Source organism: Kitasatospora sp. NPDC032121 (assembly GCF_055580145.1).
In genome coordinates this window covers 213,382-238,573 of sequence record NZ_JBVILX010000008.1, presented here as the reverse complement: position 1 = coordinate 238,573, position 25,192 = coordinate 213,382, and the positions used below count along the sequence as shown (strand labels likewise).

21 protein-coding genes are annotated in these 25,192 nt (G+C 74.6%); 11 read left to right on the top strand and 10 right to left on the bottom strand.

The window, feature by feature from the left end; translation table 11 throughout:
• Window positions 1-4 precede the first annotated feature (4 nt).
• The 3 genes from ACZ5OX_RS22070 to ACZ5OX_RS22060 form a co-directional block, all read right to left on the bottom strand.
• Window positions 5-1,126, bottom strand: coding sequence for a TIGR03364 family FAD-dependent oxidoreductase (locus ACZ5OX_RS22070; RefSeq protein WP_465632200.1), 1,122 nt, complete (start codon window positions 1,124-1,126; stop codon window positions 5-7).
• Between the two features lie 276 nt (window positions 1,127-1,402).
• Entirely contained in the window at window positions 1,403-2,071 is a 669-nt protein-coding gene (locus ACZ5OX_RS22065) for a phosphatase PAP2 family protein (RefSeq protein ID WP_392914092.1), read from the bottom strand.
• Window positions 2,071-2,739, bottom strand: a complete 669-nt coding sequence (locus ACZ5OX_RS22060; RefSeq protein WP_465632198.1) for a DedA family protein — start codon at window positions 2,737-2,739, stop codon at window positions 2,071-2,073. The genes ACZ5OX_RS22065 and ACZ5OX_RS22060 overlap by 1 nt, the downstream gene beginning before the upstream one ends.
• Before the next feature lie 115 nt (window positions 2,740-2,854).
• On the opposite strand from ACZ5OX_RS22060, the gene ACZ5OX_RS22055 reads away from it, so the two are divergent.
• The 3 genes from ACZ5OX_RS22055 (at window position 2,855) to ACZ5OX_RS22045 (ending at window position 6,189) form a co-directional block, all read left to right on the top strand.
• Window positions 2,855-3,292: a BlaI/MecI/CopY family transcriptional regulator gene (locus tag ACZ5OX_RS22055; protein WP_465632196.1), complete on the top strand. Its 438-nt coding sequence runs from the start codon at window positions 2,855-2,857 to the stop codon at window positions 3,290-3,292.
• Window positions 3,289-4,560: a M56 family metallopeptidase gene (locus ACZ5OX_RS22050; RefSeq protein ID WP_465632194.1), complete on the top strand. Its 1,272-nt coding sequence runs from the start codon at window positions 3,289-3,291 to the stop codon at window positions 4,558-4,560. Before ACZ5OX_RS22055 ends, ACZ5OX_RS22050 begins: the two co-directional genes overlap by 4 nt.
• 192 nt (window positions 4,561-4,752) lie before the next feature.
• Window positions 4,753-6,189, top strand: a complete 1,437-nt coding sequence (locus tag ACZ5OX_RS22045; protein WP_465632192.1) for a GAF domain-containing protein — start codon at window positions 4,753-4,755, stop codon at window positions 6,187-6,189.
• A gap of 34 nt (window positions 6,190-6,223) precedes the next feature.
• Here the strand turns inward: ACZ5OX_RS22045 and ACZ5OX_RS22040 are convergent, their stop codons facing one another.
• Window positions 6,224-6,727, bottom strand: a complete 504-nt coding sequence (locus tag ACZ5OX_RS22040) for an SsgA family sporulation/cell division regulator (RefSeq protein WP_465632190.1) — start codon at window positions 6,725-6,727, stop codon at window positions 6,224-6,226.
• Window positions 6,728-7,055: 328 nt separating this feature from the next.
• On the opposite strand from ACZ5OX_RS22040, the gene ACZ5OX_RS22035 reads away from it, so the two are divergent.
• The 4 genes from ACZ5OX_RS22035 to ACZ5OX_RS22020 all read left to right on the top strand — a co-directional run bounded on the left by ACZ5OX_RS22035 (window position 7,056) and on the right by ACZ5OX_RS22020 (window position 11,495).
• On the top strand, window positions 7,056-8,372 hold the full coding sequence (locus ACZ5OX_RS22035) for a hypothetical protein (protein ID WP_465632188.1): 1,317 nt from the start codon (window positions 7,056-7,058) through the stop codon (window positions 8,370-8,372).
• A 172-nt stretch (window positions 8,373-8,544) separates the two neighbouring features.
• Window positions 8,545-9,858: a TerD family protein gene (locus tag ACZ5OX_RS22030; protein ID WP_465632356.1), complete on the top strand. Its 1,314-nt coding sequence runs from the start codon at window positions 8,545-8,547 to the stop codon at window positions 9,856-9,858.
• Window positions 9,859-9,982: 124 nt separating this feature from the next.
• Window positions 9,983-10,948 (top strand): SGNH/GDSL hydrolase family protein, encoded by a 966-nt coding sequence (locus tag ACZ5OX_RS22025; RefSeq protein ID WP_465632186.1) that lies wholly within the window; start codon window positions 9,983-9,985, stop codon window positions 10,946-10,948.
• Between the two features lie 58 nt (window positions 10,949-11,006).
• The gene (locus ACZ5OX_RS22020) at window positions 11,007-11,495 is read left to right on the top strand and encodes a GNAT family N-acetyltransferase (protein ID WP_465632354.1); all 489 of its coding nucleotides are present in this window, start codon (window positions 11,007-11,009) and stop codon (window positions 11,493-11,495) included.
• A gap of 5 nt (window positions 11,496-11,500) precedes the next feature.
• Here ACZ5OX_RS22020 and ACZ5OX_RS22015 read toward each other — a convergent pair whose 3' ends face one another.
• The gene (locus tag ACZ5OX_RS22015) at window positions 11,501-12,193 is read right to left on the bottom strand and encodes an RraA family protein (RefSeq protein ID WP_465632184.1); all 693 of its coding nucleotides are present in this window, start codon (window positions 12,191-12,193) and stop codon (window positions 11,501-11,503) included.
• Between the two features lie 149 nt (window positions 12,194-12,342).
• Between ACZ5OX_RS22015 and ACZ5OX_RS22010 the strand changes: the two genes are divergently transcribed.
• Window positions 12,343-12,936, top strand: a complete 594-nt coding sequence (locus ACZ5OX_RS22010; RefSeq protein WP_465632182.1) for a Uma2 family endonuclease — start codon at window positions 12,343-12,345, stop codon at window positions 12,934-12,936.
• A 66-nt stretch (window positions 12,937-13,002) separates the two neighbouring features.
• Here the strand turns inward: ACZ5OX_RS22010 and ACZ5OX_RS22005 are convergent, their stop codons facing one another.
• Together ACZ5OX_RS22005 and pruA are read right to left on the bottom strand one after the other, a co-directional pair.
• On the bottom strand, window positions 13,003-13,932 hold the full coding sequence (locus ACZ5OX_RS22005; protein ID WP_402405613.1) for a proline dehydrogenase family protein: 930 nt from the start codon (window positions 13,930-13,932) through the stop codon (window positions 13,003-13,005).
• 165 nt (window positions 13,933-14,097) lie between these two features.
• Window positions 14,098-15,726 carry an L-glutamate gamma-semialdehyde dehydrogenase gene (gene pruA / locus ACZ5OX_RS22000; RefSeq protein WP_449789366.1) on the bottom strand — a complete coding sequence of 543 codons (1,629 nt, stop codon included), beginning with the start codon at window positions 15,724-15,726 and terminating at the stop codon, window positions 14,098-14,100.
• A 460-nt stretch (window positions 15,727-16,186) separates the two neighbouring features.
• Between pruA and ACZ5OX_RS21995 the strand changes: the two genes are divergently transcribed.
• Window positions 16,187-17,788 (top strand): PucR family transcriptional regulator, encoded by a 1,602-nt coding sequence (locus tag ACZ5OX_RS21995; protein WP_465632179.1) that lies wholly within the window; start codon window positions 16,187-16,189, stop codon window positions 17,786-17,788.
• 78 nt (window positions 17,789-17,866) lie between these two features.
• Here the strand turns inward: ACZ5OX_RS21995 and ACZ5OX_RS21990 are convergent, their stop codons facing one another.
• Window positions 17,867-19,357 carry an alkaline phosphatase PhoX gene (locus ACZ5OX_RS21990; RefSeq protein ID WP_465632177.1) on the bottom strand — a complete coding sequence of 497 codons (1,491 nt, stop codon included), beginning with the start codon at window positions 19,355-19,357 and terminating at the stop codon, window positions 17,867-17,869.
• Window positions 19,358-19,576: 219 nt separating this feature from the next.
• Entirely contained in the window at window positions 19,577-20,905 is a 1,329-nt protein-coding gene (locus ACZ5OX_RS21985) for a hypothetical protein (RefSeq protein ID WP_465632175.1), read from the bottom strand.
• Between the two features lie 136 nt (window positions 20,906-21,041).
• On the opposite strand from ACZ5OX_RS21985, the gene ACZ5OX_RS21980 reads away from it, so the two are divergent.
• Entirely contained in the window at window positions 21,042-21,515 is a 474-nt protein-coding gene (locus tag ACZ5OX_RS21980) for a VOC family protein (RefSeq protein WP_465632173.1), read from the top strand.
• Window positions 21,516-21,570: 55 nt separating this feature from the next.
• On the opposite strand, the gene ACZ5OX_RS21975 is transcribed toward ACZ5OX_RS21980, so the two are convergent.
• The gene (locus ACZ5OX_RS21975) at window positions 21,571-23,193 is read right to left on the bottom strand and encodes a hypothetical protein (protein WP_465632171.1); all 1,623 of its coding nucleotides are present in this window, start codon (window positions 23,191-23,193) and stop codon (window positions 21,571-21,573) included.
• Between the two features lie 361 nt (window positions 23,194-23,554).
• Here ACZ5OX_RS21975 and ACZ5OX_RS21970 point away from each other — a divergent pair, with 361 nt between their 5' ends.
• Window positions 23,555-24,889, top strand: coding sequence for an MFS transporter (locus ACZ5OX_RS21970; protein WP_465632169.1), 1,335 nt, complete (start codon window positions 23,555-23,557; stop codon window positions 24,887-24,889).
• The last annotated feature ends 303 nt before the right edge of the window (window positions 24,890-25,192 follow it).

The following is a 25,192-nucleotide window of genomic DNA, read 5'->3' as shown; positions in this document are numbered from 1 at the left end:
TTCCTTACAGGTTGGCGAGTTCGGCGGTGGTCTCGGCGATGGCGGGCGAGCAGGTCATGCCGCGGCCGCCGGGGCCGGTGACCAGCCAGACGCCGTCGCGCACGCGCTCGCGGTGGACCACCCGGGTGGAGTCGACGCACTGGGCGTACACCCCGGCCCAGCGGCGGCGGATCCGCGGCATCGGACGGCCGAGCAGCTCCTCGACGACGCCGACCAGGTGGTCGTACGGGTCCTCGACGACGTCGAAGCCGAACGGCTGGTCGTACTCGTGGGTGTCGCCGATGGTCAGCCCGCCGTCGCGGCGCTGGACCATCAGCAGCTGCATCTTGTGCTCGGCGGCGACCGGCGGCTGCGGCTGGGTCTCGCGCAGCCGGTCCAGGGCGGTGCCGGCGAAGGCGGGGTAGTAGCGGAAGCTGTCGCCGTCGGCGACGGAGGTGGTCAGGGTCTCGCCGAGCGGGTCGGTCTGCATCATCTGGAGCCGCACCCGGCGGACCGGCAGGGCGGGGGCGAGTTCGCGGACCAGGCCGCCGAGCCAGGCGCCGGTGCAGAGGATCACCAGGTCGCCGGTGTGGACGTCGCCGTGGTCGTCGCGGACGGCGTTCTCGCCGACCACCTCGCGCACCTCGCGTCCGGGCAGGAAGGTGTACCGGCCGGTGGACTCCAGGTACCCGCGCAGCGCGCGCTGGGCGGTGCGGGGCTCGACGGCGGCGTCGCGCTCGCACCACAGGGCGCCGAGCAGCTTGCCGCGCAGGGCCGGGTTGACGGCGCGGGTCTCGTCCGGGTCGAGCAGCTTGTAGCCGCGGGCGGCGGCGTCCGGCAGGGCCAGGGCCTGCTCGGCGACGGCGAGTTCGGCCTCGGTGCGGACGGCCGTGAGCGAGCCGTTGGCCCGGAAGCCGAGGTCGGGGACGCGGGAGCCGATGGACTCCCACAGTTCGCGGGCCCGCAGCGCGGTGTCCAGTTCCTCGCCCTGTGCCCGGCCGCTGACCCAGACCAGGCCGAAGTTGCGCACCGAGGCACCGCGCGCCTCGGTCTCGCGCTCCAGGTGGACGACCTCGTGGCCGCGCTCGACGGCCTGCCAGGCGTGCATGCTTCCGAGCACGCCTGCTCCTACGACGATGACTCTCATGCGTCCAGGCTGGTGCGCCCAGGTGTCCGAGGGGCGTCGACCCGCCGTCCCGCAGATGAACCACCTGGGAAGTTGTACAGACAACCTGCCGCCTGGCCCGCGGGAGTCACGACCGCACCACCCGTACCCGGACACGAATGAGCCGGGCGGGCGCCCCCGAAGGAGGCTCCACGCCCGGCTCACCTGCTCCACCCGTCGTCCGAGACCGGACGAGGGGCGGGGAGGACTACGGAACGGCGGCGGCCCAGCGGCCGGCCGCGGCCCGGATCACCCGGATCAGCGCCCCTGCGCCCGGTACCCGGAGTAGCCGTGGGCGACCACCGGCAGTTCCCCCGCCCCGAGCAGCGGGCGCAGCGCGCCCGCCCGCATCCGGTCCACCAGCGGCCCGCAGCGCCCGGCGAGCGGCGCCAGCAGCACCGCGACCAGCAGCCCGACCAGCGCGCCGACCGCCACGTCGTGCGGGTAGTGCACGCCGACCCAGACCCGGGAGGCGGCCATCAGCACCGCGAACAGGCCGGCCACCCAGCCGAGCCGCCGGTTGACGAACCAGAGCGAGGCCGCGGCGGCGAAGGCGATCACCGAGTGGTTGCTCGGGAAGGACCAGTCCCCGGTGCCCGGGCAGGTCTCCAGCGCGACGCTGCCGGGGATCTGCGCGCACGGCCGGAGTTCCTCGACCGCGCCCTTGAACACCGAGTTGACGCCGTACGCGACGACCACGATCAGCGGCGAGGCGAGCACCCTGGCCATCACGGCCGAGTCCGCGCCGCGCGCCCGCCACCAGGCGTAGACCATGAAGACCGCGAACAGTCCGAGGCCGAGGGCCGACCAGACCTTGATCAGCTCGTCCAGCCAGTGCGGCGCCGACTGCGCCCAGCCGTTGACCCGGCTGTACAGGCCGCCGTCGATTCCGCTGCCGTCGTACACGGCGAGCGCCCGGGAGGACATCACGCGTCACCTCCGTGACGCCGCGCCTTACGGGCGCGGAACAGTTCGAGAAGAATGGGGAGCACGGAGACAACTACTACCAGACCGATGATCGGCAGCAGGTACTGGTCGATACCGGGGATGGACGAACCCAGCCCGTAGCCGGCGAACACCACGCCGACCGTCCAGACCGCGCCTCCGGCCACCTGCCAGAAGGTGAACGAGCGGACCGGCACCTCGAGTACGCCGCAGAGCGGATTCAGCACCGTACGGACCACCGGGATGAACCGGGCGAGCACGATCGCCTTGCCGTGGCCGTACTTGGCCAGCAGCTCCTCGGCCCGCGCCACGCCCTCCAGCAGGCTCCTGCGCCTGGTCCTGGCGAGCAGCGCCCGGCCGCCGCGCCGGCCGATCAGGTAGCCGACCTGCGCCCCGCCGAGCGCGCCGACCAGGGCGGCGGGCAGCACCTGCCACAGCTCCAGCTGCGGCCCCTGGGTGGCGCCGGGCACGCAGAGCAGTCCGGCGGTGAACAGCAGCGAGTCGCCCGGCAGGAAGAAGCCCACCAGTAGGCCGGTCTCGGCGAACAGCACCACGGCGATGCCGAGCGCGCCGAAGGCGGCGAGCAGTGAGGACGCGTCCAGCGGGTTCACCGCGAGGTGAACGGCCGGATCGGCAAGGAACTGGAGCAAGGCCGACGGACCTCCCGTACGTTGGAGGGCGGTTCGCATCGGAACCCGCCCTGATCGTCTACAGTCGCGTAGACGGTCTACATGACTGTAGACGAAACTTGGAGGAAGCGCCGCCATGCCCGACGTACCGTCCGTCCGCCGGCCCGCCGGGGAGCTGGAGGCCGAGGTGCTGGCCGCCCTCTGGTCCACCCGGCAGCCGATGACGCCGCAGGACGTCCAGGCCGCGCTCGGCGGGGACCTCGCCCGCACCACCGTCGCGACGATCCTGGCCCGGCTGTTCGACAAGGGGACGGTCGAGCGCACCCGGGCCGGCCGCGCCTACGCCTACGTTCCGACCGTCCAGGACACCGCGGGGCTCGCCGCCCGCCGGATGCACACCGAGCTCGGCCGCGAGGCCGACCGCTCCACCGTACTGGCCCGCTTCGTCTCCGACCTCTCCGCCGAGGACGAGCAGCTGCTGCGCGACCTGCTCGGCGACGGCGCCGCGGACGCACCGGACGCCCCGGAGGCGGACCCGACGGGGCCGGGCGCACCGGGAGCGGCCGGCCGATGATGCTCGCCGTCTGGGTCCCGCTGCTGCTGCCCTTCCTGGCCGCCCCGCTGGCCCGCCGCCTCGCCGAGGCGCTGCCGCCGCGGGCCGCCGCCTGGATGCTGGCCGGCAGCGCCGCCGTCCTGGCCGGCGGCACCCTCTGCTCGCTCGGCCTGCTGGCCGTCGACGGGCTGCTCCAGCTCCCACCGGTCGCCGCCCTCGGCCACCTCTCGCTGCCCGGGCTCACCGCGGCCTCGCCCGACGCGCCGTTCGCGGCCGTGCTGGCCGCCCTGGCGCTCCTCGCGCTCGGCGCGCTCGCGGTGCGCACCACCCGCCGGCAGCTGCGGGAGCTGCGCATCGCCAGGGCCGCGCTCCCGGCCCACGACGCGCCCCGCACGGAACACTCCGGCGGCCCCGACGGCAGCCTCGCCGACCACGCCGGTGCCATGGGTGCGGCGGGTGCCATGGGTGCGGCGGGTGCGGCGGGTGCCGACGATCACCGTACGGACCGGACCGGCGCCCACCACCCGCTCCGCGAGCCCTCCTCCGTCCAGCATCCGGACATGCGCCCCCCGCACGCCTCCGTGCGCCGCTCACGCCCCCCGGCCTGGCCGGCCACCCGCCTGCGGCCCGCCGCACTGCTCCGGACGGCCACCCGCCTGCGGCCCGCCGCACTGTTCCGGACCGCCGACCACCCGCTCACCGTCCTGGACGACGAGTGCGCCGACGCCTTCGCCCTGCCCGGCCGCCTGGGCCGCCCCGGCCGACCGGGCGAGCCCGGCCGGATCGTGGTCACCTCCGGCATGCTGCGCGCCCTCAGCGCCCCCGAGCGCTCCGCCCTGCTCGCCCACGAACGGGCCCACCTGACCGCCCGCCACCACGTCTTCCTCGCCCTCGCCGAGCACGCCGCCGGCATCCACCCGGCCCTGCGCCCGCTGCGCGCACCCCTCGGGTACCACCTGGAGCGCTGGGCCGACGAGGTGGCCGCGGCCCGGGTCGGCGACCGCGCGGTGACCGCCCGCGCGGTCGGCCGGGCCGCTCTGGCCGCGAGCCGTTCCCCCTGGCCGGGCCGCCCCCGGCTGGTCGCCGCCGCCCACTCGGGTCCGGTCCCGCGCCGGGTCGCCGCCCTGCTCCAGCCCCGCCAGGCCGGCGCCCCCGGCACCTGGCTGCGGGCCGCCGCCGTGGCCCTGGCCGCCTGTCTGGCGCTGAGCACCGGCGCCACCCTGGCAGCCACCGCCGACCTGCACCACACCGTGGAGGCGGCCCAGCAGGGCACCGGCGCACGGCACTGATCCCGCCCGGCCCCCGGACCCCGCCGCCGAACGCCCACCGGGCGCCGCCGGGGCCCGGGGGCCGGCCACGGTTCCGTACCGCCCGGTAGGCGGAGTTGCCGGACCCAGTCCCCAGCGGCCCACCGCCCCCGTACGCTTTCGTCAGCGCGTCGGCCCCGGCGCGTCCTCGAACGGTGGCGAGGAGCGAAGCGCGTGCGGCAGACCGGACGGCAGTCCCGACGACCAGAGCGCCGCACCCCGCCGACCGCGACGGAACTGGCCAAGGTCCACGACCGCACCCTCGCCGACGCCGCCGCCCGGGAACTGGCCGCCCCCGCCCTCACCGCGCAGCCCGCGGGCCCGGGCCTGCTCGAACTCCGGCCCGAGATCGGCGACTCCTGGGCCCGGCTGCGACGCCTCGGCCTCGACCCCGACAGCGGCGCCGCCGCCGTCCTGCTCGGCCCCGGCGAGATAGAACAGCGCCGCCGCACCAGCGGGCTCGACGCCGTCCTGCCGGTGCTGCGCGAGACCCTGCTGGAGGTGGGCGGCGCGGCCCCGCTGCTGGTGGCCGTCGCCGACGCCGAGGGCCATGTGCTCTGGCAGGAGGGCGAGCGCGGCCTGCGCCGCAGCGCCGACCGGATCGGCTTCATCACCGGCGCCCGCTGGACCGAGGAGCGTGTCGGCACCAACGGCATCGCGGCCACCCTGCGCATCCGGCGCCCGACGCACGTCCACTCCGCCGAGCACTACCTGCGCAGCCACCACGCCTGGACCTGCGTCGCCGCGCCGCTGCGCGACCCCGGCACCGGGCAGCTGGTCGGCGCCGTCAACCTGAGCGTCCCGGCGCACAGCGTCCGCCCGTACCTGCTCCAGCTCACCGCCACCGCCGCCCGGCTCGCCGAGACCGAGCTGCGCGCCCACCGGCTGGAGGCGCTAAACGAGCTGCGCGCCCTGGCCGCCCCGCTGCTCGCCCGGGTCGGCGGCCCGGCGCTGGTGGTGGACGCGGCCGGCTGGACCGCCGCCGCGGCCGGGCTGCCGCCGGTCGGCCGGCTGCGGGTGCCCAGCGGGGGCTGGACCCCGGCCGCCGTGCACTGGGTGCCGGGCCTGGGCGAGTGCGTGCTGGAGCCGCTCGCCGACGGCTGGCTGGTGCGCCCAGTGCGGTCACCCGAGGACGGCGGCTCCGGCGCGGTGACCGCCGAACAGGCCGAGGGCGCCCACCTCCGGCTCGACCTGCGGCGCCCGGACCGCCCGGAACTGTCCGTCCGGAGCGCGGCCGACAGCTGGTCGCACCCGCTCAGCCCGCGCCACGCCGAACTGCTGCTCCTGCTCGCCACCGGACGCGAGGGCAGCACCGCCGCCCAGCTCGCGGAGGCGCTGTTCGACGACGCCCGCCGGACGGTGACGGTCCGCGCCGAGCTGTCCCGGCTGCGCCGCTACCTGGGCGGGCTGCTGGCCCACCGGCCGTACCGGTTCGCGGAATCGGTGCTGGTCACCGTGGACGGGCCGGACGACCCGTACGACCTGCTGCCCGCCTCCTCGGCCCCGGCCGTCCGGCGGCTGCGGGCCGCGCTGGCCGCGGGGACGGCCCGGCTGCCCGGTACGCCGTCCCTCCCGCCGCCGCGTGCCGCCGGTCCGGCGGGGCGTCGCTGACACCCCGGCGCCGCGACCCCGGCCTCGGTCGGCCTCAGCCCTCCGCGAGCAGGGCGGCCAGATCGGCGTCGGTGGGGCCGCAGACCCGCTCCTGACACTCGGAGACCAGCGCGTAGGTGCGGTCCAGCCAGGCCTGCACCCGGGGCCTGGGAGCCTCCAGCAGCGCGCTGCCGTGCGGGGACTCGAGCGCCAGGTGCAGCGTCGCCCCGTGGCACGGGCAGTACGCCGGCCACAGCTTGACGTCGCCCTGGCCGCTCAGCGCGCGCAGGCCGTCGCGCAGCAGTTCGCGGGAGAACACCCAGTCGGCCTCGTCGGGCCGCCCCAGGTGGAAGGTCAGCAGCACCTCGTACGGGCGCGCGGCGTCGAACCGGAACCGGGTGAGCACCTCGCCGACCACCTCCTCGCCCAGCGAGATTCGCAGGATCAGCACCTCCTCCTCCACCGCCGCCGGAGCGGCGGTGGAGCCGTCCCCATCGCCGCCCGTGGGGGTGGCGGCGAGGGGTGCACTGGAGGCTGCGGACAGCGGGTCGGGCGGCATGACGGTCTCTCCGGGACGGCGTGGGATGCCCTCAGCGTGCGTCACACACGGCGCACCGGGCAAGGGTTGCAAGGGGGTTGCAACGGCCCCCGTCCGGCGCGGCCGACCCCGTACCGCGCTTGTCGGACGGAGTGTCAACTTCCGCACATCGAACGGGTGTCCATGAAGTGGAGGGGAACCGGCCGGGGTGCGCTCGCCCGCTGGTACGCTCTCCCCCTCCCCGCGCGGGCCCGCGCGGAACCGGTCCTCGGCGGCCGGAGCCGGGCCCGGCGGTGACGCGTGGGAGAATACGGCGACGCGACGGCGGCTTCGGGGAGGGAGGGGTCCGGTGGCTGTGCGCGAGGACACCGCGCGAGACGTGCAGCACGAGCCCGCACGGCAAGGCCGGCACGGGCGGCCGCGCCCGTTCGGCGGGCTGTTCCGACTGCCCACCCTGCGCTTCTCCGGCGCCGCGATGGCGATGTCCACCGTGGTCGGCATCAGCATCGCCACCACCCTGCTGCTGAACGAGCAGCAGGGGGTCGGCCGCCGGGCCGGCGTCGCCCGGGTCGGCACCACCCCGCCGCCCACGCCGGGCACCACCGACCAGGCCGAGGCGGCCTCCGCGCAGACCCCGACCGACGGCCCGTCGACCGGCTCCTCCGGCCGCCCCGTCGGCGGCCGGCCCTCACCGAACGCCTCCTCGCACCTCTCGGCGCACCCCACGGGGCCCGCGCCGGTCGCCGCCTCCCCGTCCGCGCCCCACGGCGGGAGCCCCGGAGCGCCCCAGACCGGCGGCCAGGCCTCGGCCGGGCAGGACGCGCCGGCCTCCGGCACCCAGCTCGCCGGCACCGAGGCCCGCGTCCAGGCCGACCCCTCGCCCTCCCCTTCCGTCTCCGTCCCCCCGGTCCCGAACGCCAAGCAGCCCGGCTACGCCCCGGGTCCGGCTCCCGCCCCGGGCGCCGGGCAGCCCGACCAGGGCGCGGCCGCCACCGGCCCGGCGCCGAACCTCCCCGGGCTGCGGCCGACCGTGCCCACCCGCCCCGTGCCGCCGCCGGTCGCACCCCTCCCGGCCGCCGGGGAGGCCCCGGCCGACACGGTCGACGGCACCGGCCCGGCCGGCCCCCGGCCCTCCGCGGACACCGACCAGGCGCTGATCGGCGCCGCCCGGCTCTCCCCGCTCGGCCGCGACGGCCTGCGCCACCGGCTCACCCTCGCGGTGGGCGAGCCGGTCACCGCGTTCCAGGCCGAGTTCCGGCTCGCCCCGGGCGAGTCGGCCCCCGGCAACGGCACCGCCTGGACCGACCTGCCGGGCGCCGTGGTGACCGCCCAGCAGGAGCGCGGCACCCTCGTCTACCGCTTCACCACCCCGCCGGGCACCGACGTCCGGCCCGGCACCTACACCTTCGGCGTCCATGGCGCCCGGCCGGCCGCCGACCCGTCCGCCGGGGTGCGCAGGGCGGCCCCGGCGGAGGGCTGGAGCGTCTCCGCCTTCGCGCTCGACCACCCCCGCGCGGTGGCCGCGCTCGGCACCTTCGGCCCGGTGCAGCCGCTGCCCGCACCGGCCTCCGGGGCGGGTGCCGGGGTGGGTGCCGGGGTGGGTGCCGGGGTGGGTGCCGGGGTGGGTGCCGGGGTGGCCACCGCCCCTGCCGCCACGGCACCCTGACCTGCCGAAGGCCGCCCTGTAACGGTCGTTCGACGATCCGGCAGCAGGCCGTTCCGGACGGGCGCATCCCCGTACCCCCGTTCGTTACTGTGGGCAGCACCCGGCCCGGCGCCCCCGACGGCCCCGGACGGGCCGCCGATCCGCACCCGAGGAGGAGTCCGTGTCCACCGTCCTGACCCAAGGCGGCAACGCACCGCTGACCGCCGCGCGAGTGACCGTCGAGGTCACCGCGCCCAAGGCGCTGGACGTCTCCGGCCTGCTGCTGACCGATGCCGGAAAGGTCCGCTCGGACGACGACTTCGTCTTCTTCAACGCCCCGAACGGCCCCGGCGTCAGCCACCGCCCGGCCACCGCCGGCTCCCCCGACGCGATCACCGTCGACACCCGGGCCGTCCCGGCCGGCATCACCAAGATCGTGGTGACCGCGAGCCCCGCCGACCAGGTCTCCACCTTCGCCGGGATGGAGCCCACCTCCACCGTCCGCGACGCCGACACCGGCGAGGCGCTGGTCACCTTCACCCCGCCCCGGCTGGGCCTGGAGACCGCGCTCATCGTGGTCGAGGTCTACCTGCGGGGCGGCGTCTGGAAGGTGCGCGCGGTCGGCCAGGGCTACGCCGACGGCCTGGCGGGCATCGCGACCGACTTCGGCGTCACCGTCGAGGACTCCCCGGCGCCCGCCACCCCGGCCCCGGCGCCCGCCGCCCCGGTCGCGCCCGCGGTCACGCCTCCGGTCTCGGTGGACCGGACCGTCCACCTCCCGGCCCCGCCGGCCGCCCCGCCGATGCCGCCCGCGCCTCCCGCGCCGCCCGTGCCGCCGACCGCCCCGGTCGACCCGCGGATCGCGCTCGCCACCGGCCAGACCTCCACCCCGGCTCCGGCTCCGGCTCCGGCTCCGGCTCCGGCTCCGGCCAAGATCACCCTGGACAAGGGCCGGGTCAACCTGGTCAAGGGCAGCTCGGTCTCCCTCATCAAGAACGGCCGCCCCTTCCTCTCCTCCGTCCGGATGGCGCTCGGCTGGAAGTCCGCCGCCCGCGGCCGCGCCGTCGACCTGGACGCCTCCTGCCTGGCCTTCGACGCCCGGCACAAGCGGCTGGAGACGGTCTGGTTCATGAAGCTGAACATCTTCAACGGCGCGATCTCCCACTCCGGCGACAACCTGGTCGGCGGCGAGGGCGGCGACGACGAGGTGATCACCGTCCACCTGGAGGGCCTGCCGGCCGAGGTCCACGGGCTGGTCTTCGTGGTGAACTCCTTCTCCGGGCAGAAGTTCACCGACGTGCGCGACGCCTACTGCCGGCTGCTGGACGCGCGCACGGAGGAGGAGCTGGTCCGCTTCGACCTCACCCACTCCGAGCCCCACACCGGTGTGATGATGTGCAAGCTGGTCCGCCGCCCGGGCGGCGAGTGGGAGATGACGGCGCTCGGCGAGTACGTCGACGGCAAGACCGCGCGGGCGATGATCGAGCCCGCCGCCGCGGCGCTCTGACCCCCGGCGTCACCGCGACGCCCACGGATTCACCCCTCTGAGGCATCAAGTCGTCCACATGGCGACTCGATTGACTCTCAGGGGGGTGAACCGCACTCTCCCCCGCACCCCGAGGAGGAGAGCCGTGCCAAGCTTCCTGTCCCGCCTCGCCGTCGCCGGCACCGCCACCGTGCTCGCCGCCGGGCTGATCACCCCGACCACCGCCCAGGCCGCCGCCCGGCCGGGCGACCGCGCCGCCGCACTGCGGTGGACGGCCCTCGGCGACTCCTACACCGCCGGGGTCATCGAGGCCACCGGCGACGAGACGGACCCGCGCGACGGCTGCGCCCGTACCGTCGAGTCCCACCCCGAGATCGTCCGCCGCGACCTGGGCTCCCTGGTCGACCTGCGCAACGTCAGCTGCAGCGGCGCCACCACCGACGGTGTCTACGCGACCGCCCAGGCCCCGCTCGGCCGCCCGCTCCCGCCGCTCGGCACCGACCCGAACGGCCCCTACCCGGCCGTCCCGCCGCAGATCGACACCGTCGACGCGGCCACCGACCTGGTCACCGTCGGGGTCGGCGGCAACGACCTCGGCTTCGCCGAGATCCTCAAGAGCTGCATCGAACTCGGCGCCGTCCGGCTCGGCCAGGGCACCCCCTGCAAGGACAAGTTCGACGCGAGCCTGCCCGACCGCTTCGACCGGCTGCGGAACGGCTACGACCGGATGCTGACCGCGCTGCACACCAAGGCGCCGTCCGCCAAGGTCCTCGCCGTCGGCTACCCGCACCTCGTCCCCGAGAACGCCGCGCTCTGCCAGTACGGCAACCTCCTGCAGTTCGGCACCTTCACCGCCGGCGACCTCGGCTGGGCCCGCACCGCGCTCCTGGAACCGCTCAACGCGCTGATCGCCGGGAGCGCCGCCGCCCACGGCGACACCTTCGTGGACCTCTACCCCGCCAGCGCCGGCCACAGCGTCTGCGACGCCGACCACTGGCTGGACGGCGTGCTGACCAGCGTCCTCCCCCTCGAGTACGCCGTGGTGCACCCCAACGCGACCGGCCAGGCGCACACCGCCGCCCTGGTCGAGAAGGCCGTCCTCGGTGGCTGACCCGGCCGGAAAACCGTTCGCCGGCCCGCCCGTCGGGGGCCATCCTGGTCCGATGCCCATCGAGATCCGCGAGGCCGCCCCCGAGGACTGGCCGGCCGTCTGGCCGTTCTTCCACACCGTCATCGCCGCCGGCGAGACCTTCCCCTACCCGCTGGACATGGACTCCGAGCTGGGCCGGGAGTGGTGGATGCTCACCGCCCCGAACCGCACGGTGGTCGCGGTGGACGAGGACGGGCGCGTCCTCGGCACCGCCAACATGAACCGCAACCGCCCCGGCAACGGCTCGCACGTCGCCAGCGCGAGCTACCTGGTCGACCCGGCCCACCACGGCAGGGGGATCGGGCGGGCGCTGGTCGAGTACTCCCTCGACTGGGCTCGCCGGAGCGGCTTCCGCGCCATGCAGTTCAACGCGGTCGTCGCCAACAACCACCACGCCGTGCGGCTCTACGAGTCACTCGGCTTCGCGATCGTCGGCACCGTCCCCGAGGCCTTCCTCCACCCGGTGGACGGCTACGTCGGCCTGCACGTCATGCACCGGCCGCTGTAGGGCCGTCACTCCTCGATCGCACCGCCGACCCGCCGCAGGTGCTGCCGGAAGCTGTACGCCGGGTCGGCGGCGCGCCGCTCCAGGTACTCGTCGAAGCCGGTCTGCCGGCGCAGCGTGTCCCCGGAGACGATCCGCGCGGCCTGCTCGCGCTCGGTCCGGGCGATCGCGCCGGCCGTCTCCAGCACCTGCGCGACCCGGTCGGCGGGCACGAACAGCACCCCGTCCGGGTCGGCGAACACCACGTCCTCGGCGCTCACCGGGTGCGGCCCGAACTTCGCCGTCAGCAGCGCCTGCGGCTCCCGGGCGTCCAGCCGCACCGGGCCCAGCGGCAGCGCCCCGTAACTGAACACGGGCAGCCCGATCTCCCGCAGCTCGGCGGTGTCCCGGTGCAACCCCCACACCACGATCCCGGCCACCCCGGAGGCCCGCGCCTCCAGCACCGCGAGGTCCCCGATGCAGGCCTCGTCGGTGCGCCCGCCGTTGTCGACCACCAGCACGTCCCCGTCCCGGGCCGACCCGTACGCCTCCAGGAACACGTCCACGCTCCCGTAGTGCCGCACCGGCAGCGCCCGCCCCGCCACCCGGGCCCCGGCCGCCACCGCCGACACCCCCGCGGGCGCCACCCGCAGCCCCACCCCGAGCCGCACACAGGCGTCCGCCACCAACGGCGTGGACAGCTCCGCGAAAGCCTTCAGCATCCCCAACTCCTCCGGTCGAAAAGCCAGTTCACCAGCAGGGGAATCCTAGGCGAGACCTCAAACTCACACCATCGAGTGAAACCCCGCCGCATACGGCACAGCCCGGCCGAGCCGCGAATAGCGTGACGGCCATTTGAAGGAGGGGCATCATGAGTGCTGTGGCGCATGAGCAACCGATCACGGGCTCCCCATCGCAGGCCGACATCCTGCTGGAGAGCTTCCTGAGCCTGCACTCCCCCGAAGGCTTCCGAGCCGAGCTCATCGAGGGAGAGATCATCGTGACACCACCGCCGGACGGCGATCACGAGGACTACATCGACCTTCTCATCGATCAGGTGAAGGCCAAGTCCCAGGTCCACATGCAAGTGTCCGGAGGCAAGGGTCTGCGGCTCGTCAGCGGCGGTCTCTGTCCGAAGAACCACGTCATCCCGGATGCGACGTTCGCGCCGCGAGAACTCCGACTCTTCCGCGGTGCACCACCGTGGATGGAACCCGACGGCGTGGCCATGGTCGCAGAGGTCACATCGAGCAAGCCCGACCATGACCGCATCACCAAGCGACACTGCTACGCCCGCGCCGGCATCCCGCTCTACCTGCTGATCGACCGCGAGAAGTCGCAGGTGAGCCTTTTCTGCAGGCCCCACCGCGAGGAGTACACGGAGGTGCATCTCGCCGCCTTCGGCGAACCGCTCGCCGTCCCGGCCCCCTTCGAGTTCGAGTTGGACACCAAGGACTTCCTCTAGAGCCGAGGACGCGGACGGCCCGCACCCCCCGTCAGGGGTGCGGGCCGTGGCCCGGGGCGCCGGAGGTCAGCCGCGGGTGGCCATGGCGCGCAGGAAGAAGGTCAGGTTGGCGGGGCGCTCGGCGAGGCGGCGCATGAAGTAGCCGTACCACTCCTGGCCGTACGGGAGGTAGACGCGCATCGTGTTGCCCTCGCCGGCGAGGCGCAGCTGCTCCTCGGGGCGGATGCCGAACAGCATCTGGTACTCGAAGGAGTCCCGCTTGCGGCCGTTCCACTGGGCCAGCTGGCCGGCGATCTTGATCATGTTGGGGTCGTGCGAGGCGATCATCGGGTAGCCCTCGCCCGCCATCAGGACCTTCAGGGCGCGGACGTACGCGAGGTCGACCTCGTGCTTGCCCTGGAAGGCGACCGACTCGGGCTCCTTGTAGGCGCCCTTGCACAGGCGCACGCGGGAGCCGGCGCCGGAGAAGTCACGGCAGTCGGCCTCGGTGCGGCGCAGGTAGGCCTGGAGCACGACGCCCAGCCAGGGGAAGTCCGCCCGCAGCTCGCGCGCGATGGCGAGGGTGGAGTCGGTGGTGGTGTGGTCCTCCATGTCGAGGGTCACCGTGGTGCCCGCGTCGGCGGCGGCCTCGCAGATGCGGCGGGCGTTCTCCAGCGCGATCTTCTCGCCGTCCACCGGGAGGAACTGGCCGACGGCCGACAGCTTGACCGACACCTCGGCGCCGGCCGCGAGGCCGGTCTCCTTGAGGGCCTTGAGCAGGTGCTCGTAGGCGACGGCGGTGTCGGCGGCCTGGGCGGCGTCCTGGGTGTCCTCGCCGAGGTGGTCCAGGGTGACCTTGCGGCCGGTGGCGATCAGGTCGTCGGTGGCGGTGACCGCGTCGTCGAGGACGTCGCCGGCGACGAAGCGCTCGACTATCGCGTGGGTCGGGGGGAACTTCTCGACCACGGTGCGGACCTGCGGGGACCGGGAGGCCGCGAGAAGGGCGGAACGGAGCATCGTGACTCCTGGTGCTGGTGTTTCCAAGGGTGGCAGAAGGGCCGGGGCGGCGGGTACGGGGGTGGGGCCCCGCCGCCCCGGCGGGCGACGCCCGGCTGCGGGACCGGGCGTCGCGGGTGACCGGTGGCTACTGGGTGAGCCGTGCGATCGGTGGTGCGGGGCCGGTCAGCCCATGTGCGGGTAGCGGTAGTCCGTCGGCGGGACGAAGGTCTCCTTGACCGAGCGGGTGGAGGTCCAGCGCGCCAGGTTCTGCTTGGCGCCCGCCTTGTCGTTGGTGCCGGAGGCCCGGCCGCCGCCGAAGGGCTGCTGGCCGACGACGGCGCCGGTCGGCTTGTCGTTGATGTAGAAGTTGCCGGCCGCGAAGCGCAGCTTGTGCATCGCGTCCTGGGCCGCGGCGCGGTCCTGGGAGATGATCGAGCCGGTCAGGCCGTACGCCGACACCGACTCCATCTGGGCCAGCATCTCCTCGTACTTCTCGTCCTCGTAGACGTACACGGCGAGGATCGGGCCGAAGTACTCGTCCTTGAAGTACTCGCTCGACGGGTCCTGGCAGACCAGGACGGTCGGGCGGACGAAGTAGCCCACCGAGTCGTCGTAGGTGCCGCCGGCGAGGACCTCGACCTGCGGGTCGGCCTGGGCGCGGTCGATGGCGGCCTTGTTCTTGGCGAAGGAGCGCTCGTCGATGACGGCCGACATGAAGTTGGACAGGTCGGTGACGTCGCCCATGGTGAGGCCGTCGACCTCGGCGGCGAACTCGTCCTTGAGGCCGGCCCAGATCGACGCCGGGACGTAGGCCCGCGACAGCGCCGAGCACTTCTGGCCCTGGAACTCGAAGGCGCCGCGGGTCATCGCGGTCTTCAGGACCTTCGGGTCGGCGGACGGGTGGGCGACCAGGAAGTCCTTGCCGCCGGTCTCGCCGACGATCCGCGGGTAGGTGCGGTAGCCGGCGATGTTGTTGCCGACCTCGCGCCACAGGTGCTGGAAGGTGGCGGTGGAGCCGGTGAAGTGGATGCCGGCGAGCGCCGGGTGCTTGAGCGCGACCTCGGAGACGGCCAGGCCGTCGCCGGTCACCATGTTGATGACGCCCTTGGGCAGGCCGGCCTCCTCCAGCAGCTGCATCAGCAGGTGCGCGGAGAACTGCTGGGTCGGGGACGGCTTCCACAGCACCACGTTGCCCATCAGCGCGGGCGCGGTCGGCAGGTTGCCGGCGATCGCGGTGAAGTTGAACGGGGTGATCGCGTAGACGAAGCCCTCCAGCGGGCGGTGGTCGCTGCGGTTCCACACGCCGTCCGAGGAGATCGGCTGCTCGGCCATGATCTGGCGGGCGAAGTGCACGTTGAAGCGCAGGAAGTCGACCAGCTCGCAGGGGGTGTCGATCTCGGCCTGCTGGGCGGTCTTGGACTGGCCGAGCATGGTGGCGGCGGCCAGGGTCTCGCGCCAGGGGCCGGCCAGCAGGTCGGCGGCCTTGAGGAAGATCGCGGCGCGGGAGTCGAAGGAGAGCGCCTGCCAGGCCGGAGCGGCGGCCAGGGCAGCGTCGATGGCGTCCTGCGCGTCGGCCTGGGTGGCGTTGCGCAGGGTACCGAGCCGAGCCGCGTGGTTGTGCGGCTGGACGACGTGGATCTCGGTGCCGCCGCCCATCCGGCGCTCACCGTTGATCGTCATGGTCAGCTGGACCGGCTCCTGGCCGCCCAGCTCCTTCAGCTTGGCCTCCAGCCGGGCCCGTTCCGGGCTCCCGGGGGCGTAGCTGTGGACCGGCTCGTTCACCGGCGCGGGGACCTGGGTCACAGCGTCCATAGAGCGCACGCTCTCCTTCGTTCAGTGCGGGGGATCGACCGGCGCGGGTTGCACACCGACCACAGCAGGAACGCTATTCCTGGCCACCGGGCCACATGATTGGCCGGGCGGCTAAATTCCCCCGTACGGCGTTGTCCGGACCGACGAATCGGGTCACGCCGCGGTCACGAACCGCTCCCGGCCGCCCCACTGTTCACACCCCCTCGCACCACCCCCGGCCCACCCCGCGCCCCCGGGCTCACGCCCCTGGCTCGCTCGACCGGCTCACGCTCCGGCGCCGGCCGTCCGGGCGTTCACCACCTCGGCCCCGGCCGCGACCGCCTCCACCGCCGGCCGCCTGAACGGTCTCCTGCTCGGCGACGAATCCGGCCTTCCGCAGCTGCTCCGACGAACCCGAACTCTGTCCGTCCGGCTAAAATCGACCACAAAACGTTGTCCGAGCGGATGAAGGAGGACCGACGTGACCACCCCCGGCCTGCCGCTCCGTCAACTCCTGATGTCCCTCGGCGAACCGCTGGTCGAACTGCAGGCCGCCCCGCAGGGGCTGGACGTCCCGGTGCGCGACGTCGCCATCCTCGACCCGGAGGACCCCCCGACCGCCGCCCCCGGCGAACTCGTGCTCGCGATCGGCGCCCGCGGCCGCGCCGCCCTGCCCGCCCTGCGCGCGGCCGGCCGGTCCGGGGCCGCCGCCGTCGCGGTCAAGCTGGACGGCCCCGGCCAGGCCGACGCGCTGCGCGAGGCCGCCACCGACGCGGGCGTCGCCCTGCTCTCGGTGCGCCGGGAGACGCGCTGGGAACACCTCGACTCGCTGGCCCGGGCGATCATCGCCGGCCCGGACGCCCCGGACGCCCCCGGCGCCCCCGAGCCCAACGCGGGTGACCTCTTCTCCCTCGCCCAGACCGTCGCCGTGCTCACCAACGGCATCGTCTCGATCGAGGACACCTCGAGCCGGGTGCTCGCCTACTCCCGCTCATCGGACTCCGACGAGGTCGACGACCTGCGCCGGCTGTCCATCCTCGGCTGGCAGGGCCCCGAGCCGTACCTTTCCAAGCTCCGCGAGTGGGGCATCTTCCAGCACCTGCGCAGTTCGGACGCCCCGATCGCGGTCGAGCCGCACCCCGAGCTGGGCCTGCGCCGCCGCCTCGCGGTCGGCATCCGGGCCGGGGCGCAGCCGCTCGGCACCATCTGGGTCCAGGAGGGCTCCCGGTCGCTGGCCCCGCTGGCCGAGCAGGCCCTGGTCGGCGCCGCCCGGGTCGCGGCCGCCCAGCTGGTGCGCCGCCGCCGGGAACTGTCCGCCGACGTCCGGCTCACCCAGACCCTGCTGACCGGTCTGCTGGAGGGCTCCACCGGCCCCCAGTCGCTCGCCACCCACCTCGGGCTGGACCTGCGCCGCCCGGCCACCGTGCTGGCCTACAGCGCGCACACCACCGACGCGCTGCACCGCTCCGACGTCACCGGCCTGATCTCGGTGCACACCGCCGCCCGGCACCGCACCGCGCTGCTCGCCCCAATCGACTCCCGGGTGTACGTGCTGCTGCCCGAGCTGCCCCCCGGGCTGCCGATGACCACCGTGCGCGACTGGGCCTCCGAGGTGGTGACCGCCGCCCGTGAACACCTGGGGGTCCCGCTGCGCGCCGCGATCGGCTCGACCGTCGACGGCCTGGCCCAGGTCCCCGACTCCCGGGCTCAGGCGGACCGCATCCTCGACGCGATGGGCCGCGGCGGAGTGGACCTCGACGTCGCGGCGCTGATCGACGTCCAGGCGGAGGTGCTGGTCAGCGAGATGCTCGCGCTGCTCCAGGAGCGCACCGGCCTGCGCGACCCACGACTGACCGCGCTCACCGGGTACGACCGCCGGCACGGCACCCGGCTCGCCGAGTCCGTACTGGCCTGGCTGGACGCGCTCGGCGAGGTGCGGGTGGCCGCGGACGCCCTGCACATCCACCCCAACACCCTGCGCTACCGGGTGCGCCGCGCCGAACAGTTGACCGGCATCGACCTCGCCCAGCCGCAGCAGCGCCTGCTGGCGATGCTGCAACTGCGACTGCCCGCGGACGAGTAGTCCGCGGGCAGCCCGCCGGTCAGCCGGTTCCGTCGGTCAGCCGGTCAGCCGGTTCCGCCGGTCACGCCTGACCGCTCATCACTCGCCGTAGCCCTGGCCGCGCTTGTGCTCGTTCAGCCGGCGCCACGGGCCGCTGATGGCCAGCTGGATGCCCGGGGTCTGGATGTTGGCGAACAGGGTCTTGCCGTCGTCCGAGAAGGTCACCCCGGTGAACTCGCTGAACTCGGGCTTCTCCGCGGTGCCGATGTTCAGCTCGTTGCGGGCGATCGGGAAGACCAGGCCGTCCTCGGTGGCGCCGAACAGGTGCGAGACGCCCTCGCCGTCCTCGGCGATCACGATGCCGCCGTACGGCGAGACGGTGATGTTGTCCGGGCCGTCGAAGTTGTCGTGGTCGCCCCAGACATCGCTGTTGACGCCCAGCAGCACCTTCAGGGTGATGGTGCGGCGGTTCGGGTTGTAGAACCAGACCTGGCCGTCGTGCTGGAGCGGGCTCTCCGAACGGGCGTAGCTGGAGACGAAGTAGAAGCCGCCGTCACCCCACCACATGCCCTCCAGCTTGCGGGCGCGGGTGACCTCGCCGTCCTTGAACTGCTTGCGCACCGAGACGGTCCTGGCGTCGCGGTCCTGGACCTTGACCCAGTCCACGCCGTAGGTGGTGCCGACCTTGGTGGCGCGGGAGAGGTCGTCGATGAACTTGCCCTGCGCGTCGAAGACCTTGAAGGCCTCCAGCACGCCGGCGTCGTCGGCGAGCTTGCGCAGCTTGTAGCGGCCGTGCTTGAAGCCGGCCGGCGGGGTCCAGCGGAACAGCAGGCCGTTCGGGTTCGAGGCGTCCTCGGTCAGGTAGACGTGGCCCTTCTTCGGGTCCACCACGACGGCCTCGTGCGCGTAGCGGCCGAAGGCCTTCACCGGCTGCGGGTCACGGTTGTAGTCGTCGTCGAACGGGTCGACCTCGAAGACGTACCCGTGGTCCTTGGTGAAGCCGTTCTTGCCGGCCTTGTCCTCGGTCTCCTCGCCGGACAGCCAGGTGCCCCACGGGGTCACGCCACCGGCGCAGTTGGTGGCGGTGCCGGCGATGCCGACCCACTGCTCGACCGAGCCGTCCCGCTTGGCGTGCACGACGGTGCAGCCGCCGGCCGCGCCCGGGTCGTAGACGTGGCCCTCGATCAGCGGCACCGGGTGCGGCCAGTTGGCGCGGGCACCGGCCAGCTCATGGTTGACGACCATCAGGTTGCCGCCGTGCTCGTCCTCGAAGGCGGAGGTGCCGTCGTGGTTGCTCGGGGTGAACTCGCCGGTGCGCAGCCTGGTGACGCCGGCCCGGTTGAGGACCTTGTACGAGAAGCCCTTCGGCAGGGAGAGCAGGCCGGCCGGGTCCTGGACCAGCGGGCCGTAGCCGACGGCGGTGCCGGCGGCCGAGTTGCTCCCGGCGGCCGCGGCGACCGGCGCCTCGCCGCCGACCGGGGCGGCGATCGCGCCCGGGGCGCTGGCCAGCGCCTCGGCGCTGCCGGCGATCAGCACGCCGGCCCCGACGAGGGTGGAACGGTTGACGAAGTCCCGGCGGGACAGCGACATGGCAGCAACTCCTGAGGATGAGCGGGGGCGTCGGTGCGGGATGCCGACGCCCAGCAGGCTCCGCCCGACGGGTGAACCCGACATGACGCCCACCTCACACCCAGGCGGCCATTTGCCGACCGATGACTGTCACATGACCTCGGCTTTACACATGTCCCCGTCAGACAGCCGGGCCCGGAACGGCGCGGACCCACCCGGCCGCACCCGCCCGGCACCCCGTCAGCGCCGCGCCGCCCGCCACTGCTCCCAGGCCGACAGCCACAGCTGCTCGGCCAGCCGCTGCTCCTCCCAGACCCCCGCCCCGCCACCGCCCGGCCGCTCCCGCCACAGCTGCGCCCACGCCCGCTGCGCCGGCAGGCTCGCCACCTCGCTCGCGAACACCGTGTACCGGATGACCTCCTCGACGGCCGCCTCGCCCTCCGCCGTGCCGACGAGCCAATGCGTCTGCTGGGACAGCCGGTTGAGGTGGTTCACCATCGAGGTCACCGCCGCCACGGCCTCCTCCCGGGTCTCGGTGGCCAACCGCATCTGCTGGCGCACCGCCGCCTCCCAGCGCACCGCGCCGACCTCCCCGCGCAGCCCGCGCGGCAGCCTCGGCGTGCGCCCGACCCGCACCTGCGCCTCGATCGCGGCGGACTCGGCGACGCTCTGCTCGATCAGCGCCCGGTGCGCCTCCATCCCGACCACCGGCGGCAGTTCGCGCTCCTCGACCGGCACGTGGCGGGCCCGCCGGGCGGCCAGGTCGCGCAGCAGCTCGGTGCGGCCGCGCAGGCAGCGCTCGAAGTCGCCGATCGAACGGAGCTCCAACGCTCCGGGGGCCACCCCGCGCCCGCACACCGTGACGGTCAGCCCGCCGACCCGCAGCCGCCCCGCCCACACCGGCTCCGGCCCGGCCGCCGCCGGGGCGCCGGGCTCCGGCACCGGCCGGTCCTCGTGCACCTCCACCGCGCAGGGCTCGCCGTCCACCGTGATCCACGCGCGCAACGCCCGCACCCGGCCCGGCCCGTCGCCCTCGTCGACACCCAACTGCTCGTAGACGCGGTCCCGTTCGTCCTCGACCAGGTCCTCCAGCTCGGGCAGCTGCTCACCCCGGTCGGCGCCGGGCCGGTAGGTGCGCACGGTCACGTACGGGCCGGCCGCCGAACGCCAGTCACCGCACTGGACCTCGACCCAGCACAGCTCGCCGCCGGAGGTCTCGAAGGCGGCCAGCGCCTCACCGGCCGACGTCCCGTCCGTCGGTTTCCCGTCCACCGGCGTCCCGTCCACCGGCGTCCCGCCGGCCACGCCGTACACCGGGAAGTCGGCCGCCGCCAGGGTCCTGCGGGAGAACTCCTCCTGAACGGCGAACCGGTCGGCGTGCTGCTCCGCGGGCTGATCCCCGGGCTGATCCGCGGACCGCCCGGCCGACCGGTCCGGTGCCCGGCCCGCGGGCCCACCGGCGAAACGGTCCTCCCGGACCGGCCGGTCCGGAGCCGGGGCGGCCCCCGGGGAGCCGGTGTTCCGCTTCTGGTACCCGCCGCCGCTCTCCCGCACCATCCTGTGTCGCACCCCCGAGTCCTCGCGCCCGCACCGCTGACGCCACCTTACGTGGCCGCAGCTGCCGGGTCATCAGCTCCGCCTCCGGCCCCGGGTGGTGGCCGTGTCAGGAGGCCGGTTGTCAGCCGCCCTCCCTAACCTGGGCGACATGACAGCACAGAACGACGCAGCACAGGACCGGACCGGACAGGGCACCTTCCCCGCCCGGATCAGCATCGTCACCCTCGGGGTGACCGACCTCGACCGCAGCGCCCGCTTCTACGAGGCGCTCGGCTGGAAGCGCTCCGCCGCCTCCAGCCCGGAGATCGTGTGGTTCCGCACCGCCGACTCCGCGCTCGGCCTCTTCCCCACCGAGGAGCTGGCCGCCGACGCGGGCGTGCCCGCCACCGGCGAGCCCTCCTTCCGCGGCGTCACCCTCGCGGTGAACCTGGAGTCCCCCGCGCTGGTGGACGCCGCACTGCGGACGGCGGTGGAGGCCGGCGCCGTGGTGGTCAAGCCGCCGGTCCCGACCGACTGGGGCGGCTACTCCGGCTACTTCGAGGACCCGGACGGCCACCTCTGGGAGCTGGCCCACAACCCGTTCTTCCCCTTCACCGAGGACGGCTCGCTGGACCTTCCCTGAGCGGGGCCCTCGGAGCACACCGTGGGGCCCGGCTCCCGGAGCACACCGTGAGGCCTCAGTTCCTGGAGCGCGCCTTGAAGGCCGCCTTGCGCGCCTCCTTGGCCAGCGCCCGGTCCGGGTGCAGCTCCCCGATGGCCTCCAGGACGTCCGCCGTGTACGGGTGGTCGACCCGCCACAGCTCGCCGAACCACCCGGCCGGATCGCCGTTCACCGGCAGGTCGGTGATCAGTTCGCGCAGCAGCTCGGCGTCCCCGCCGTTGTCCAGCAGCTGGGCGGCGAAGGTGTCGACCACCGTCCACAGCGCCATCGCCCGGTCCGGCACCGGCACGTCCGTCGCCCCCTGCGCGGTCAGCCAGGCCCGTGCCGCACCGCCCAGCTCCGGGTCGTCCATGACCTCCCGGACGGCCGGCGCCGCGTCCGGCCCGAGCAGGTTGAGCGCCGAGACGCAGAGCATCCGGCGCAGCGGGCCGTAGCCGTCGGTGCCGCGCGCCGCCGCGAGCAGTTCGCGCGCCGCCGCCACCGGCTCGCGGTCGGCGGTCCACACCCGCAGCTCCTCCTCGGGGAGCACGTTGGCCGACTCGCACACCCCGCGCAGCAGCTCGGCCGCGTCCCCCTTGGCGAGGTCGCCGACCAGCGGCGCGTCGTAGCCGTCCTCCAGCAGCCACTGCCGGATGCCGTACTGGCCGAGCGGGGTGAGCCGGACCAGCCCGAACCGGGCCGACTCCTCCTCGTCCAGCGGCTCCTCGCCGACCACGGCGGGCTCCTCGCCGTCCTCCTCGTCGAACAGCTCGGGGTCGATCGGGCGGTACTCCAGCAGGCCGAGCTCGGCGAGGTCGCCCAGCATCGGGTCCAGCGCGACCATCACGTCGGTGATGTCGCCGAGCAGCTCCTCGCTCGGCTCCTCGCCCTCCGGGACCACCAGCAGCGCGGCCAACACGCCCAGCGGCACGGTCTCGTTGCCCGGCTCGGCGAAGGCGGTGGTCTCGTAGAGCACCTGCAGGGCCTCGTCCAGCAGTTCGGCGGCCTCGTCACGGGCCTCCTCGACCTCGGAGAGCCCGTCCTCGTCCTCCTCGACCTCCCCGGCGGGCTCGGCCGGCTCGCCCTCGGCCTCCTCCGGGACGGAGTCCGCCTCGACGGCCAGCTCCCGGACGATCCCGGCGGCGGTCAGCCACAGCTCCAGGACGGTCTCCGAGTCGCCCTGCTCGGCGGGCTCCAGGTCCGGGCCGGGGACGGCGACGTGCTCGCCCTCCGCGGTCGTGCCGAGCTCCACCAGGTCCAGGTCGCAGGCCAGCGACCAGGCCCGCAGCGCCTCGACCTCGGCCTCCTCGGGCACCTCGCCCTCGGCCGGGGCCAGGCCCAGCAGCCGGGCCGCGGGCGCGCGGTCCTCCTCGACCAGGTCCCCGAACTCGTCCACCGCCCGGTGCGGGGCGGCCCAGCGGGCCAGCGCCAGCGCGTACCCGAACATCGGTACGGCCTTCGCCTGCTCGGCCAGTTCGCGCTCGGCGGGCAGCTTCACCGGCGGGACCAGGACGGCCGCGTCGTCCAGGTCCTCGTCGTCCAGCCCGTGCGCGGCGAACGCCCCGTAGAGATCCTGCAGCTCCAGGTCGGCCGGCAGCACGGCCTCGGTGCCGCCCTCCCCCGCCGAAGCTCCCGCGTTCTTCCGACGTCGTCCGGCCATCGTCCTGTGCTCTCCCTCAGCCAGCGGTCAGCTCGAACAGCTCCGCGTACCCGATCTACCACCTCAGCGTATAGGCCGGGCACCCCCGATGCCCGGCCCCGAGGGGCGCATCCAGGGGCGCGCGCCGTGGGCGCACGCCTACCCTTTATCCTTCGGTCTGGTACCGCGCACACCCCGCGCGTGCCACCGGGGCAACGAAGCCCACCGCCCTCCACCCGACCCCGGGCCGGAGGGGCCCTCTTCAGCTCACCTCGCCCCACCAGGGAGCCCTCACCCGCGGCCACCACCACAGCGCCTCCGGACGGGCACACCGGCACACCCCGCCGACCCCGGTGGTGCCCGGCCACAGGAGACCCCTGCCATGGCGGACCTCTCCCCCGCCGGCTCCGGCCTGCGCACCGCGCAGATCGACGGACGCCGACTGTCGGAGGCCCTGCTTCCCCTGGAGCTCGCGCCCCGCGCCCAGCTCCAGCTCGCCGCGATCAGCCGCTGGAACGCGCTGCGCGGCGTCCGCGTCGGCCTGGTGGCCGCCGCCCTGCTGCTGATGCTGATCGGCGCCAACCTCGCGACCCCGATCTACTCGCTGCTCCAGCAGCGGCTGCACCTCACCGCGCTCGACACCACGATCCTCTTCGCGGTCTACGTGTTCGCGCTGATCCCGGTACTGGCCGTCGTCGGCCACTGGTCCGACCACCTCGGCCGACGTGCCCTGATCCTGCCCGCCGTCGCGCTGTCCGCCATGGGCGACGTCGTGTTCGCCACCGCCGACAGCTTCTGGCAGCTCGCCGCCGGCCGCGCCGTCCAGGGCATCGCGGTCGGCCTGTCCACCGGCGCCGCCGGAGCCGCCCTCGGCGACCTGCTGCCCGACCGCCCGACCCTCGCCGCCAAGATCACCCTGGCCTGCTCGGCGGGCGGCGTCGCGCTCGGCCCGGTCGTCGGCGCCCTGCTGGCCGGCGGCTCCGACCCGCTGCTGACGCCCTTCCTGCTGCACGCCATCGCCCTGGTGGCGCTCTGCGTGCCGCTCGCCCTCCTCCACCCCCGGATGCCCGGCCGCAACCGCCCGCCGGCGTCGCCGCCCCGGATCACCACCCCGGCCCACCTGCGCCCGCAGCGCCTGCGCCTGCCGCGCACCGGCCGCCGGGAGTTCCTGCTCGCCGCCACGGCCGGATTCGTCTCCTACGCGGTCTTCGGCGTCTACCTCAGCCTGGCCCCGGCCTTCGCCGCCAACCTGCTGCACACCGACTCCAAGCTGGTCGGCGCGATCGTGGCCGCCCTCCTGCTCGGCTCCTCGGCCGCCACCCAGCTGATCGTCCCGCCCACCTCGGACCGCGTGGTGACCGCCCTCGGCATGACCGGCCTGGCCACCGGCCTCGGTCTGGTCGTGGCCGCCGGGTACACCGGCACCCCCGCGCTCCTCTTCATCGGCAGCGTCCTCGGCGGCATCTCCCAGGGCGTGGCCTACCGCTCCCTGTTCACCGGCGCCGTCGCCGCGATGAACCCCGAACGCCGGGGCTCCGAGCTCAGCTCCCTCTGGGTCATCGTCTACCTCGGCAGCTCCGGCCCGATCATCGCCCTCGGCGCCCTGGTCCAGCGCTACGGCCTCCTCCCCGCCGTCAGCGGCTTCACCGCCCTCGCCGCCACCCTCTGCGCCGCCCTGGCCCTCGCCATCGCCCGCAAGCCCAAGCCGACGGCCTGACCACGCCCCACGAAAAACTGCCCGGGACTTCCGAAGAAGTCCCGGGCAGCGTCGTTCGTCCATCCGCGGCGCCCACCCATCCCCACTTCGCCCGCCGCCGGGTGAACACCCGCGCGCGATCTGCTTCGCTGAACAGGTTCGCCGCCGTTCCCCACCATCCACCCCCCACCCGCCTGCCGGCGGGTGCCCGCCCCGGGCCTGGCCGCGGGGGGGGGGGGGGGGGGGGGGGGGGGGGGAGGGGGGGGGGGGGCTTCCCTGGACACAAAGGCGTCTTTCTCTCTTCTTTCTGCCGCTGAGGGGGGA

What these genes read in the sequence shown, in the direction of transcription:
- ACZ5OX_RS22010 (WP_465632182.1), top strand. Translation starts at nt 12,343, where the DNA reads ATGAGTGCTGTGGCGCATGAGCAACCGATCACGGGCTCCCCATCGCAG.
- ACZ5OX_RS22065 (WP_392914092.1), bottom strand. Translation starts at nt 2,071, where the DNA reads ATGTCCTCCCGGGCGCTCGCCGTGTACGACGGCAGCGGAATCGACGGC.
- ACZ5OX_RS22070 (WP_465632200.1), bottom strand. Translation starts at nt 1,126, where the DNA reads ATGAGAGTCATCGTCGTAGGAGCAGGCGTGCTCGGAAGCATGCACGCC.
- ACZ5OX_RS22055 (WP_465632196.1), top strand. Translation starts at nt 2,855, where the DNA reads ATGCCCGACGTACCGTCCGTCCGCCGGCCCGCCGGGGAGCTGGAGGCC.
- ACZ5OX_RS21970 (WP_465632169.1), top strand. Translation starts at nt 23,555, where the DNA reads ATGGCGGACCTCTCCCCCGCCGGCTCCGGCCTGCGCACCGCGCAGATC.
- ACZ5OX_RS22005 (WP_402405613.1), bottom strand. Translation starts at nt 13,932, where the DNA reads ATGCTCCGTTCCGCCCTTCTCGCGGCCTCCCGGTCCCCGCAGGTCCGC.
- pruA (WP_449789366.1), bottom strand. Translation starts at nt 15,726, where the DNA reads ATGGACGCTGTGACCCAGGTCCCCGCGCCGGTGAACGAGCCGGTCCAC.
- ACZ5OX_RS22015 (WP_465632184.1), bottom strand. Translation starts at nt 12,193, where the DNA reads ATGCTGAAGGCTTTCGCGGAGCTGTCCACGCCGTTGGTGGCGGACGCC.
- ACZ5OX_RS22040 (WP_465632190.1), bottom strand. Translation starts at nt 6,727, where the DNA reads ATGCCGCCCGACCCGCTGTCCGCAGCCTCCAGTGCACCCCTCGCCGCC.
- ACZ5OX_RS21990 (WP_465632177.1), bottom strand. Translation starts at nt 19,357, where the DNA reads ATGTCGCTGTCCCGCCGGGACTTCGTCAACCGTTCCACCCTCGTCGGG.
- ACZ5OX_RS21980 (WP_465632173.1), top strand. Translation starts at nt 21,042, where the DNA reads ATGACAGCACAGAACGACGCAGCACAGGACCGGACCGGACAGGGCACC.
- ACZ5OX_RS21975 (WP_465632171.1), bottom strand. Translation starts at nt 23,193, where the DNA reads ATGGCCGGACGACGTCGGAAGAACGCGGGAGCTTCGGCGGGGGAGGGC.
- ACZ5OX_RS22050 (WP_465632194.1), top strand. Translation starts at nt 3,289, where the DNA reads ATGATGCTCGCCGTCTGGGTCCCGCTGCTGCTGCCCTTCCTGGCCGCC.